Source organism: Bombella apis (assembly GCF_018221685.1).
Lineage (GTDB): Bacteria > Pseudomonadota > Alphaproteobacteria > Acetobacterales > Acetobacteraceae > Bombella > Bombella apis.
Genome location: NZ_JAGJTM010000004.1, coordinates 653,833 through 666,578 on the forward strand (window position 1 = coordinate 653,833; position 12,746 = coordinate 666,578).

The window sequence follows — 12,746 nt, forward strand, 5'->3', positions numbered from 1 at the left end:
CGGGATGGCCTCCTGTCCCGTACAGGCAGAAAGAAAAGCCTCGCTCTTTCGGGAGCGGGGCTTTTTTGTGTTTTACCTGTTCAGGAAGCCGTCAATGTCTGTCAGTGCTTCGCTCAGCGGTAGACGCTGGACGGGTACGCCATCAGGGAAGGCGGAGAGAAGGCGGGACGGCATCCGGCTGTCCAGAATGATGAACACGCCCCGGTCATCAGCACGGCGGATGAGACGGCCGAAGGCCTGGCGCAGGCGCATCCGGGTGATGAGGTCGTCATAGTCACCCGGCCTGCCGCCGGACAGATGGCGGCGGCGTTCCCGGTGTAGGATGTCGGGCCGGGGCCAGGGGGTGCGCTCCATCACCACCATGCGGAGGGCCTCTCCGGGAACATCCACGCCATCCCGCATGGCATCCGTGCCCAGCAGGCAGCTGTTCGTCTCGGTACGGAAGACATCCACCAGCGTGGCGTTGTTCATGGCGTCCACATGCTGGGCGTAGAGGGGGATGTTCTTCATCCCCAGCGGCTCATGGATGCGGCGGTGGACCTCTTTCAGCCGTTGAATGGCTGTGAAAAGCCCCAGAGCTCCTCCATTGGCGGTTTCAAAAAGAGCCTGAAAGGCCTGCGCCTGTGCTGCCGGGTCCCGTGAGACATCCGTGATGATGTAGGCCCGTGTCTGGTGGGCATAGTCGAAGGGACTCATCAAGGCAGCCCGCATGGGGGGCTTGAGGAAATGCGCCGTGCCCAGTCGTCGCTCAGCCTTTTCCCATCCGGCTTCCCCGTCTTCATCCGGGCTGCGGTCCCGCAGGGTGGCGGAGGTGATGAGCAGCCCGTGCGTGGTGCTTTGCAGGGTGCTGGCGAAGGGAATGGTCGGGTCCAGCCAGTGGCGGTTCAGGGCAATGTCGTGTCCTCCCTGGAGGAGCCGTGTGGGGGGTAAAGGCTCCCGGTGGATGAAGTCCACATAGGTCGGCAGGCTTGTCTGGGCAACGGGTTGCTCCATGATGGCCCGTACCATGCTGATCCACCCTTGAAGGCGGGAGAGGGCACGGCGATGCAGGCTGCGTATGGTTCCCTCCAGCCGTTGCTGGAAGGCTGTATCGGGGTCTTCCTCCTGCGCTTCCAGAGCTTCCTGAAGGTGCCGGATGATCCGGTCCAGCGGGGTGACGATGTCCTGAAGGGCCGTGAGCAGGGTTTCGGCGTGTTCACGCAGCGGGGCGGGTATGGGGTGCAGGTCGCATTCCTGGCGAGGATAATGGCCCTGCTGGCCGCGGGTCTGCATCTGTATTTCCGCTATGCGGGCATCCAGATGCATGTCCAGCATCTGGAGGAACGCCTCGGCCGGTTGGGGGAGGGACGCTTCCTCGACCATGGCGAGGGGGAAAGGGTCTTCCTCATCGTCATCAGGCGGGGTGGCAGGCCTGTCTTCCAGCGGGGGGACGTCTGGTGGCGGCGGGGCCATGCGGGCCTGCCGGGCCTCATGCAGGCGTCCGCTCCAGCCGGGGCGTGGCAGGCCTTTCTGTGTGGCAAGGACAAGCTCCTGAAGGGCATCCTTGAGGGCTGGCAGGCGCTCCATCAGGTCTTCCATGCGGCGCATCAGGCCACGGGCACGGGAGCGGCTCCCCTCAGCCCCGAGTATCCAGCGGCGCAGGTCGGCTGCTTCCAGTCCGGAGAAGACCAGAGAGAAGGCACTGTCTGCTGCATCAGGGATATGATGGCCTTCATCAAAGACATAACGGGTGGGGACGCCATTTTCGTCTGCCAGATTGCCGGGTGCCATGTCCTGCGGCAGCATGGCGTTCCACGCTGCCTGGGACAGGACGAGCGCATGGTTGGCGATGACGAACCGGGCATGTTGTGCACGGCGTATGCCATGCTCGATGAAGCAGCTCTGATAATGCGGGCAGGCGGAATGGATGCACTCGCCCCGCCGGTCGGCAATCATGTTCAGCAGCCCGGGCTGGAACAGGTCCCCGAACCAGCCGGGAAGGTCGCCCCCCATCAGGTCGCCATCTTCCGTGGTCTCGGCCCAGAGAGCGAGAAAGACCAGCGGGATGAGGCCAGGCTGCGCCTGTGGCTGGCGGTTGAGAAGGGCGGTGGTGATATCTTCCAGGTTCAGGAGGCAGAGATAGTTTTCCCGCCCCTTGCGGATGACGGCAAGTTTATGCCGTTCTGTCGGATCGGGGTAAAGACGGGTCAGTTCCTGTTCGATCTGCCGTTGCAGATGGCGGGTATAGGTACTGACCCAGACAGCTCCGTCATTCTTTTCGGCCCAGAGGCTGGCCGGGGCGATGTAGCCCATTGTCTTGCCCGTGCCGGTACCCGCCTCGGCCAGCATGATGTTGGGGGCATTGGCGACATCCCGGGGGGTGAAGGCGTAGCTGGTGGCCGAGGCAAAATCGGCCTGACCGGGGCGGGGTTCTGCATGCCTGCCCAGCAGGGCGGAAAGACGCCTGCGGGCTTCCTGCTGGCTGACTGGCTGGCTGCCAGCAGGGGGACGGGGCGCACGCTCCTCCCATTGGGGCAGGCGCCGCCATATTTTCAGGGCATCAATTTCTCTGGATCGTCCCGAAGATGCAGAGGGAGGAGGCAGGGCCTCTTTCACGATGTCGTGCCAGCTCCATCCGGCCTGGTCCAGAGTGGGCAGCAGAAGGTGGAGCGTGGCGATTTTCTGGGAAGGCTGTCCTGACAGCTCATCCAGAAGGTGCTGGGCAATACGGTAGAGACTGTCGGCCTGTAGGGGAGCTGTATCCGTCGGTTCTGCAAGGCCCAGCTCCAGGGCGAGGCCACGGGCTGTCGGGGTCACGCTCCGGGCCGGATGGACGAGAAGGAAGAGTTCCAGCAGGTCCAGCCAGGGAGCGGGAGGAGGTTCCGGGGGCAGTTCCAGCAGGCGGAGCGTGGCAGGCCCGTGGATGAGCAGCGGCGGCGGCAGCTGGCGGAGCATGTCCCGGACTTCGGCAAGGGGAATGTCCAGCACCTCACCATCAGGCGTGATGAGGGAGGAGAGGCCATGTCGTGCGATCAGGGCTGGCGCATCAAGGTAGGAGCGGAACAGGCTGGGCATGCTCCAACTCATACACAGGAAGTCCCCCTTCTGCGAGGGGAAAGCAGTGCACGCTCCGCCTGCATACTTGACCAGAGGGGGGAGGGTTCATAATTAACGTAGTCTTATGCAGAACAAAACGCCTTCTCCCCAGAATGATTCGTCTTTCCCCAAGCTCTGGCCGTTTGAGGAAGCCCGTAAACTGGCCGCCCGTGTGGCAGACAGGGACCCCAGCAAACCGGTTCTGATGGAGACAGGCTATGGGCCTTCCGGCCTGCCGCATATCGGTACGTTCGGCGAAGTGGCCCGGACGACATGGGTCCGGCAGGCTTTTGAGAAGCTGACAGGTCGCCAGACCCGTCTTCTGGCCTTTTCTGATGACATGGATGCCCTGCGCAAGGTGCCGGGCAATGTCCCCCAGCAGGAGATGCTGGCTGAGCATCTTGGCCTGCCGCTCTCCCGTATTCCCGATCCGTTTGGTACGCATGAGAGTTTTGCGGCGCACAACAATGCCCGCCTGCGCCAGTTCCTTGATGCGTTCGGGTTCGATTATGAATTTGCTTCTGCAACCGATTACTACACGTCCGGCATCTTCGATGCGGCGCTGAAGCGTGTTCTGGAAGAGCATGACCGCATCATCGAGGTGATCGCTCCCACGCTGGGCAAGGAACGGCGGGCGACCTATTCCCCCGTGCTGCCGATCCATCCCGAGACGGGCCGTGTCATGCAGGTGCCCATCATCAGCGTGAACCCGGAAGCCGGGACAGTCGTCTGGAAGGACGAGGACGGGAAGAGCTTTGAGACATCCGTCTATGGCGGACAGGCCAAGATGCAGTGGAAGGCCGACTGGGCCATGCGCTGGTATGCTCTGGGTGTCGATTATGAGATGTCCGGCAAGGACCTCATCGACAGCGTGAAGCTTTCCTCCAAGATATGCCGCATTCTTGGCAGTGAGCCACCGCTGAACCTGACCTATGAGCTGTTCCTCGATGCCAATGGGCAGAAGATCAGCAAGTCCAAGGGAAATGGCCTCTCCGTGGAGGAATGGCTGAGGTACGGCCCGTCGGAGAGTCTGGCTCATTACATGTTCCAGCAGCCGACCCGTGCCAAAAGGCTCTATACGGACATGATCCCCAGAGCCACGGATGAATATCTGGCCCTCGTGCAGAAGGGTGAGCAGCAGAGTGCAGAGGAGTTCCTTTCCAATCCGGTATGGTTCATCCATGAAGGGAAACTGCGCCCGCAGGATACCAGCCCGGTTTCCTTCACAGCCCTGCTGAATCTGGCCAGCGTGGCCAATGCCCGGGAAGTGGAGACACTCTGGAAGTTCCTGCGGCGTTATGATTCCAGCCTGTCGCCAGAGACACATCCTTATGTGGCACGGCTGGTGCAGCACGCTCTGGATTACTTCAATGAGCGTGTCCGTCCGACCAAGGTGTTCCGTGCTCCGACGGAGACAGAGCGCAAAGGTCTGGAAGACCTCGCAGCAACGCTGAAGACGGTGCCGGACAATGCGACCCCGGATGATGTGCAGAATGTCGTATTTGAGGTCGGCAAGCGTCACTTTGCCAAGCCGGAGCTGCGGTCCTGGTTCGGGTGCCTGTATGAGGTGCTTCTGGGGCAGAAAGAGGGCCCCCGCTTCGGCATTTTTGCGGCTTTGTTTGGCCTGAAGGAGACTGTTGCCCTCATTGATGAGGCTCTGGCACGTCCTGTTGGGCCTGCCGGGGCAACGGAGGAAACCAGAGGCTGAGGCATGACAGCTCCCTCCGGTATGCCAGATGGTGCGGATGCCTCTCCGTCACTTGCTGACGGACGGCTGCGGCGTTTTCTGACGCGTCTGCCGGCCATGGTGGGGCTGGTCCTGCTCATTTTTGCGGGGCTGGTGATCTGGCGGGAGCTTCAGCATCTGTCCCTCCAGCAGGTGATGGCGGGGCTTCATGCCATTCCTGCCGCCGCCTTGTGGAAGGGGGCCGGGGCAACCATTCTTTCTTATGCCATCCTGTCTTTCTACGATGGTCTGGCCTGTCATCATGTGCAGGCGGGCATTTCGTGGCGGCGGTCAGCCTTTGTGGCGTTCTGTTCCTATGTCCTGTCCCATAATCTTGGGTGCGCAGCCATTTCGGGCACGGCTGTGCGCTACAGGCTCTATCGTAACTGGGGTGTGCCGGGGATCAAGATTGCGGCCATCGTGGCGTTCTGTTCCGTCACCTACTGGCTGGGGATGCTGGGGCTTGTGGGGTTCATCCTGCTGGCCCAGCCGGGCATTATTCCTTATGTCCGTCATCTGCCGCCCTGGGTAACTGATCTTGGGGGAGCAGCCTGTTTCTCTGTCCTGCTGGCCTATGTGCTTCTGCCCTGCTGGAAGCAGGAAGTGCATATTGGCAGGTGGACATTGCGGTTTCCAGACTGGCGGATCGGGCTGGGGCAGATCCTGTCCAGCATGGCGGACATGTCTGCTACCGCCCTGATCGCCTGGTGTGTGCTGGATACGCTGCCCAATGGGAGCGGCCTGACATTTGGCGGGTTTCTGGCCATCTATATCGGGGCTTACACGGCCGGTCTGCTGGCCAATGTTCCGGGTGGGCTGGGAGTGTTCGACAGCACCATGCTGCTGGCGCTGTCCCCGTGGTTTTCCGTGCCGCACATCATGGCAGGGATTCTGGTTTTTCGCCTGTTCTATTACATCATTCCCCTGCTTCTGGCGGGTGCCATGTTTGCCGGGCATGAGCTGTTCATAAAAGGGGCACCTTTGCTGGCCCGGTTTGGCAGGACCGTGGAGCACAGCCAGAGTCTGCGTTCATCTGAAGCGGATTTCGCCACGATCGTTGCCACGGGCAGTCAGGCCGTGCTGGGCATCGTCATCGTGGTTTATGCCCTTCTGGCACCATTGCCTCCGTTCCATTCTTTCTGGAGTGCGGTCCTTCTTCAGGGCGCCGCTTTTCTGCTGACCCTCATCGGGGTGATGCTCGTCGGCCTGTCTCTGGGGCTGTCCCAGCGGGTGGCGTTGGCCTGGCGGCTTTCTGTCGGGGCTCTGTCCATCACGCTGGTGATCCTGACCGTAAGGCAGGCCCATTGGGTGGCTTTTCTTGTCGTGCTGGCCGTGTTGTTCGTTTTGCTGCCATTCCGCAAGACCTATTACAGGCAGGCTTACTGGCGGGTAGAGCCGTTTTCTCCTTTTGTTCTGGCGCCATTCTCGCTCTGGCTGTGCGGGTTGGCCGGTGTCAGCTGGATCGCCCGTCAGCGGCATCTCGGGCATGTCTGGTGGCGTTCTATGGTTCATGATGCCCATACGGCGGTCGGGCGCTGGTTTCTCGGTGGTGCGGCCGTGTGCTGTCTGCTGGGGCTGTGGTTTGCCCTGAGGAAAGCACGGCTGCATCTTCTCCCATGGAACATGGATGCCCGGGTGCAGTACGCCTGCCTTCAGGATTCAGCAGAGGCTCTTTCCCTGCCGTGTGAGCGCCTTTTCGTGCCTGATGGCATGTTGTCGGATGCAACGGGGAAGGCTGCCTGCGCGGTGGTCCGGCTGAAGCCTTTCCTGCTGTCGGAGCCAGTGCTCCTGTGTCTGGGCGGAGCCGTGGGGGCACGGGGACAGCGGGGTGGTGCTGTCTGGCGGCTGCGGGATTACGCCGTGCAGGAGGGGTGCCAGCTGGCCGTCCTTCAGCAGGGAGCACGGCAGGCGGACATCTACGCCTCTTTCGGCCTTGGTCTTTTTTCTCTTGAAGGCGACGAGGGATGGTTTCTTGTCTGCCGGCCGGAAGATTATCACGCCCTGAAGCTGCTGCTGGGCCTTTAGAAAAACCCGTTTTCCTCATCAGCCAGAAGAGGGCTGACGTGCGGCAGGGCAAGTCCCGGCTGGGCCGGGTAGGCTTCCAGAATCTGGAGATGGGGGCCGGTGCCAGAAGGCAGATGCTCTACCAGACTGATGTGGTCTACTGTCATTTCAGAGCTGTGAAAGAGGTTGTGCCGCTGTATCCATGGGATGAGATCGGTCGGGGAGGCCGGTTCCAGCCAGGCAATGGTCACTTCCGGGACGACGGCACGGCGGGGCAGGGAGAGGCCTGCGCGGCGGAGGGTGCTGGCAAGCCGCTTCTGCAAGGCAAGCAGCGGAGCCTGCGGAGTGAGGCTGACTGTCAGCCGGTCTTCCATCTCTCCCATCTGATGGCCGACCTGATGGAGGGCCAGAGAGAAAGGTTCCCATCGCAGGTGGGACAGGGTCATGTCCAGCTCCTCCATCTCGTGGCGGCTGTTTAGGTGGCCAAGGGGCTGGAGGGGGATCAGACACTGTTCTGCCGGTGACCAGCGGACATCATCCAGACTGCCACGCAGCAGGCCAAGTTCTGCCTGTATGGTGGGGGACAGCGTGAGGGCGAGGGAAAGATTCATGGGGCCTCCCGCAAATCAGGGAGATTAACAAAAAGAAAGTCAGGGTCTTGTCCTGAATTCTTGACTTGGGAAGAAACTACCCCACATTCTACGGGAACGATAGGGGCGGGCCCAGTGAGTCCCCCCTGAAGACTTATCGCAGCAAGTGGATATCATGGCTTTCCATTCCGATTACGAGACAACACGAGGACAGGCGGCTGCCGCTTTTGATGCGGGTCTGCGGGCTTACATGCTGCGTGTCTACAACTGGATGGCTCTTGCTCTGGGGATAACGGGGGTGACGGCCTATGCCGTGGTCCATACGTCGCTCCGGGCGCTGTTCTTTCATGTCGTGCAGAGAGGGGATGCTTTTGCGCTGGCTCCGACCGGACTGGGGATGGTGAGTGTTTTCGCCCCTCTGGCCTTTGTCATGGTGCTGTCCTTTGGTGTGAACCGTCTCTCCCGTTCGACAGTGCAGCTTCTGTTTGTGCTGTTCAGCGTGGCCATGGGCGTCAGCATGGCATCGCTGCTTCTGGCCTACACAGGGTCTTCTGTTGTCCGGACATTCTTTATTGCCGCCTCCCTGTATGGCGTCATGTCTCTCTGGGGGTATGTGACGAACCGGTCCCTCATGGGGATGGGGTCGTTCCTGACGATGGGGCTGATAGGTCTGGTGATCGCTTCTCTGGTCAACATGTTCATCCCGGCCCATGGGCTGACAGTGGCCATATCTTTCATCGGGGTGCTGCTGTTCACGGGGCTGACAGCTTATGACACCCAGCGCATCAAGCTTTCCTATCAGCAGTATGCGTCTGTCCTTCCGGCTGAAGAGACGGGGAAGATGGGGATCTATGATGCCCTGACGATGTATCTGAATTTTGTAAATCTCTTTCAGTTCCTGCTGCAGTTTACAGGAACAAGATCTGGTGGGCGCGATTGATCCACTGATGAGTCGGGTCAGTGCCCTGACAGGAAGAGGAGCCTCCGGGCTCCTTTTTTGTTGCGATTTTTTGCGGTTGAAAGGAAAATGGAAAATTAAGCGATCATCTTCTTGTTTTTGATGAAAATATGATGTTTTCTCAGAAATGGCAGATAACCGGTCTTTTTTTTAAAAAGACCGACGGGGTTCCTTTTTTTTATGAGGCTTGCCCCCTTGTAATCTCCGTTATTCGGGAAGAATAAAGTGGGCGGCACTGGGGTCTCAGGGCTCCATATTTCATATTGAGTACGGAGGGAGTTCCCTTCTGTTGTCAGGATACGAACGGGAAAGGCACATATAAGATGACAACGTTCGGTGGCGATCGCGCTGTCCTGACTGTGTCAGAAAGTGTTCCGGCCTTTTTATGGCGGAACAACAGATAGAGGCAGGATCCATGAAAAGACTCTGGCGATTTTTCCCGGCGTTGCCTGCATTGATGCTGTCGGGCTGTACGGTTGATCTTCTTCAGCCAGCCGGCCCGATCGGGGAAGGTAATCGCGACATGATGGTGCTTGAATGGGCCGTCATGATGTGCGTTGTGGTTCCGGTGATTATTGCGACACTCGTATTTGCCTGGAAATACCGGGCTTCCAATACGAAGGCGGAATATCTGCGGAACTGGTCACATTCAAACAAGATTGAAGTGTTCATCTGGGGTGTCCCCATTCTGATCATTCTTGTTCTGAGTGGCTTCAATTACTGGAGCACGCATTATTACGACCCGTACAAGCCCATCTCCAAAGAGATGCAGGTAAAAGTTGGTGCGCCCGATGCAAAGCCGCTCCATGTGGAAGTTGTTTCCCTAGACTGGAAGTGGCTGTTCATTTACCCAGACCTTGGGATTGCAACCATCAACGAGCTGGATGTCCCCACAAAGACACCTCTGGATTTCCGGATTACGTCTGACAGTGTGATGACATCGTTCTTCATTCCGCAGCTGGGGTCACAGATCTACAGCATGGCCGGGATGGAAACACAGCTCCACCTGATGGCAAGCCGCCCGGGCAATTTCCAGGGTGAGGCCGCCCAGTACACGGGGCCGGGCTTCTCCGACATGCGCTTCCGCACGATTGCCATGCCGCAGGAGCAGTTTGACGCCTGGGTACAGAATGTACGCAGTGGCGACAATCCGCTCGCAGCCAAGGAAGCCCTGGATGCACAGACGTACCTGAAATATCACGCCGCACCGGCTGCCCCGCATGCTGAGGCACCCAAGCCGGCTCCGGTCGTGTATTTCTCCAACGTACAGTCTGGGCTGTTTGAGAGCATTGTTGCGAAATACAATGTCGGCATGACCCATGAGAACCACGGCACGAGCATGGGCGACAAGTCCATGGACATGCCTGCTGAGTCTCATACGGCTGCACCTTCCAATACCGGCATGTGAGGACTGATCTAAAGATGCTCGGAAAACTTACCCTTTCGTCCATACCGTATGATGTGCCGATTCTTGTCGGTACATTCATCGGTGTGGCTGTAATCGGGATTGCCGTTCTTGCGGCGGTCACCTATTTCAAAAAATGGGGTTATCTGTGGCGCGAGTGGCTGACCACGGTCGACCACAAGAAGCTCGCCATCATGTATGTTGTTCTCGGTCTCGTCATGCTTGTGCGTGGCTTTGCCGATGCGCTGATGATGCGTACACAGCTTGCCCTTGCCTACGCAGGTAACCCCGGTTATCTGCCTCCGCACCATTATGACCAGGTCTTCTCGGCCCATGGTACGATCATGATCTTCTTCATGGCCATGGTGATGATGCAGGCCCTGTTCAACTTCGTGGTGCCATTGCAGATTGGTGCGCGCGACGTTGCGTTCCCGCTGATCAACTCGATCAGCTTCTACATGACGCTCGTCAGTGCCATTCTCATCAACATCTCCCTCTTCATTGGTGAGTTCTCCAATGTTGGCTGGCTCGGCTACCCGCCGATCTCCGAACTGCAGTTCAATCCCGGCGTCGGTGTGGATTACTACATCTGGTCGGTGCAGATCTCCGGTATCGGTACTCTGCTGACAGGGATGAACTTCCTGACGACGATCATCAAGCTGCGTGCCCCCGGCATGAAGTGGATGCACATTCCCGTCTTCACATGGACGGCTTTCTTTGCCTGCGTCATGATCCTGACGACCTTCCCGGTTCTGACGGTTTCCATGGCTCTGCTGGCTCTGGATCGTTACCTCGGCATGCACTTCTTTACCAATGATGGTGGCGGTAGCGTCATGCTCTACCTGAACCTGATCTGGTCCTGGGGTCATCCGGAAGTTTACATCCTCATCCTGCCTGCCTTCGGTGTGTTCTCCGAAATTGCAGCGACCTTCTCCGGCAAACCGCTCTTCGGTTATGCCACGATGGTCATCGCAACGGGTATCATCACCTTCCTGGGCAGCATCGTGTGGGTTCACCACTTCTTCACGATGGGTGCTGGTGCTGATGTGAACACCTTCTTCGGTATCATGACGATGTTCATCGCCGTGCCGACGGGTGTGAAGATCTTCAACTGGCTTTTCACCATGTACAAGGGGCGTGTCCGCTTCGAAGGTCCGATGCACTGGATCGTCGGCTTCATGATCACCTTCTCCATCGGTGGTATGACCGGTGTCATGATGGCCATGCCGGCAGCGGACTGGGTGGTCCACAACTCCCTGTTCCTGGTGGCGCACTTCCATAACGTGATTATCGGTGGTGTGTTCTTCGGTTACGTGGCTGGTCTGAGCTACTGGTTCCCGAAGGCTTTCGGCTACAAGATGCGCGATGTCTGGGGTAAATGGGCGTTCCGTTTCTGGTTCGTCGGTTTCTACCTCTCCTTCATCCCGCTCTATGCTGTTGGTCTGGAGGGCATGACCCGTCGTATGAACCATTACGACAACCCGAACTGGCACCCCTGGCTGCTCGTGGCCTGTGTTGGCGTGTTCGTTCTGGCTGCTGGTCTGGCCTGCCAGGTCATCCAGTTCGTGCTGGCTGCGTTTGACGCCGTCAACAAGAAGCCGGATGCTCTGGATCTGACGGGTGACAACTGGGGTTCTGGCCGTACGCTGGAATGGTCCCTTCCGTCTCCGGTTCCGCACTACAACTTCGCACGTCTGCCGGTCATCCGTGGCCTGGATACGTTCCATATCGAGAAGGAGCTGGGTCGCCCGGCACCGGTCTCCGAGCTGGAGCCGATCCACATGCCGAAATATTCGGCGGTTGGCCCGATGCTGGGTGCCTGCGGGCTGCTGATCGGCTTTGCGCTGGTCTGGCACATCTGGTGGGCTGTGATCGTAGGGCTGGTCGTAGCCTTCTTCACCATCGTTCACCGCAGTGCGAACCTGGATGTTGATTTCTACGTCACCGTGGAAGAGATCCGTGCTGATGAAGAAGCTTTTGCCCGGCGGCTTGCCGCTGCCAAGGCAGCAGAGTAAAGGGAGGCGATGAAAACCATGTCTTATGACGTAATGCACGCGCCCTCTGCTCATCACGATGAGCATGAGCATCATCAGCAGGAAACCACGATCTTTGGTTTCTGGATCTACCTGATGACAGACTGTATCATTTTCGGCACGCTGTTTGCCGTCTTTGCTACACTCTGCCATCACTTTGCTGGTGGGCCGACGGGGAAGGACCTGTTCGATATCAAGAATGTTGAGATCGAAACAGCCATCCTGCTTTTCTCCTCCATCACCTACGGCTTTGCTTCCATCAACGCCCACAAGAAGAACAAGGGTGCCGTGCTGGGTTGGCTGCTGCTGACCTTCGTGCTCGGCGTGTCCTTCGTCGTTCTGGAGATCAACGAGTTCCACGAGCTCGTGGCTCACGGCGCAGGGCCGGACAAGTCCGCCTTCCTGTCTTCTTTCTTCACGCTGGTAGGGACACATGGGCTGCATGTCACGATCGGTCTGATCTGGATGCTGGTCCTGTTCTTCCAGATCATGGGCAAACAGGGGCTTAGCACCCGGATGCAGACGAAACTGACGTGCCTGAGCCTGTTCTGGCATTTCCTTGACATCGTCTGGATCTGCGTCTTTTCCTTCGTTTACCTGGGGAGTGTTGTCTAATGAGCGGGAATCATACGACATCGCACGAAGGTGAAAATCACGGCTCCTATGGCTCCTACATTGTAGGGTTCATCCTTGCCGTGGTCCTGACAGTGGCATCCTTTGCCACTGTTCTCAGCAAGGCCTTCTCCTTCTGGCAGACGATTGCCATTCTCGGTGTGCTGGCTGCGGTCCAGATGGTCGTCCATCTGATCTTCTTCCTGCACATGGGTACGAAGAGCCTCTCCCAGCGGCAGAATCTGGCAGCTTTCATCGTGACGGCCCTGATGGTCCTGATCGTGGTTGCCGGGTATCTGTTCGTTCTCTGGGACGCTCAGGCGAACATGATGGCTGGTTGATA

9 protein-coding genes are annotated in these 12,746 nt (G+C 58.8%); 7 read left to right on the forward strand and 2 right to left on the reverse strand.

Going from position 1 to position 12,746, the window contains the following annotated elements:
• Positions 1 to 72: 72 nt before the first annotated feature.
• A complete protein-coding gene (locus J8Z04_RS06125) occupies positions 73 to 3,054 on the reverse strand; it encodes an ATP-dependent DNA helicase (RefSeq protein WP_192848336.1) in 2,982 nt (993 codons plus the stop codon).
• A 106-nt stretch (positions 3,055 to 3,160) separates the two neighbouring features.
• Between J8Z04_RS06125 and J8Z04_RS06130 the strand changes: the two genes are divergently transcribed.
• Positions 3,161 to 4,783, forward strand: coding sequence for a lysine--tRNA ligase (locus J8Z04_RS06130; RefSeq protein WP_192848068.1), 1,623 nt, complete (start codon positions 3,161 to 3,163; stop codon positions 4,781 to 4,783).
• A 3-nt stretch (positions 4,784 to 4,786) separates the two neighbouring features.
• Complete coding sequence (locus J8Z04_RS06135) at positions 4,787 to 6,826, forward strand: lysylphosphatidylglycerol synthase domain-containing protein (protein WP_232086317.1); 2,040 nt, start codon at positions 4,787 to 4,789, stop codon at positions 6,824 to 6,826.
• Here the strand turns inward: J8Z04_RS06135 and J8Z04_RS06140 are convergent.
• Positions 6,823 to 7,416, reverse strand: coding sequence for a 2'-5' RNA ligase family protein (locus J8Z04_RS06140; protein WP_052349085.1), 594 nt, complete (start codon positions 7,414 to 7,416; stop codon positions 6,823 to 6,825). The two genes, J8Z04_RS06135 and J8Z04_RS06140, sit on opposite strands and share 4 nt — an antisense overlap.
• 154 nt (positions 7,417 to 7,570) lie before the next feature.
• Here J8Z04_RS06140 and J8Z04_RS06145 point away from each other — a divergent pair, with 154 nt between their 5' ends.
• The 5 genes from J8Z04_RS06145 to cyoD all read left to right on the forward strand — a co-directional run bounded on the left by J8Z04_RS06145 (position 7,571) and on the right by cyoD (position 12,744).
• On the forward strand, positions 7,571 to 8,335 hold the full coding sequence (locus J8Z04_RS06145) for a Bax inhibitor-1/YccA family protein (protein ID WP_043560517.1): 765 nt from the start codon (positions 7,571 to 7,573) through the stop codon (positions 8,333 to 8,335).
• Positions 8,336 to 8,768: 433 nt separating this feature from the next.
• Entirely contained in the window at positions 8,769 to 9,761 is a 993-nt protein-coding gene (gene cyoA / locus J8Z04_RS06150) for a ubiquinol oxidase subunit II (RefSeq protein WP_232086318.1), read from the forward strand.
• A gap of 14 nt (positions 9,762 to 9,775) precedes the next feature.
• On the forward strand, positions 9,776 to 11,773 hold the full coding sequence (locus J8Z04_RS06155) for a cbb3-type cytochrome c oxidase subunit I (protein WP_086441195.1): 1,998 nt from the start codon (positions 9,776 to 9,778) through the stop codon (positions 11,771 to 11,773).
• An 18-nt stretch (positions 11,774 to 11,791) separates the two neighbouring features.
• Entirely contained in the window at positions 11,792 to 12,406 is a 615-nt protein-coding gene (gene cyoC, locus J8Z04_RS06160; RefSeq protein WP_043561362.1) for a cytochrome o ubiquinol oxidase subunit III, read from the forward strand.
• Entirely contained in the window at positions 12,406 to 12,744 is a 339-nt protein-coding gene (gene cyoD, locus J8Z04_RS06165) for a cytochrome o ubiquinol oxidase subunit IV (RefSeq protein ID WP_043560511.1), read from the forward strand. Before cyoC ends, cyoD begins: the two co-directional genes overlap by 1 nt.
• The last annotated feature ends 2 nt before the right edge of the window (positions 12,745 to 12,746 follow it).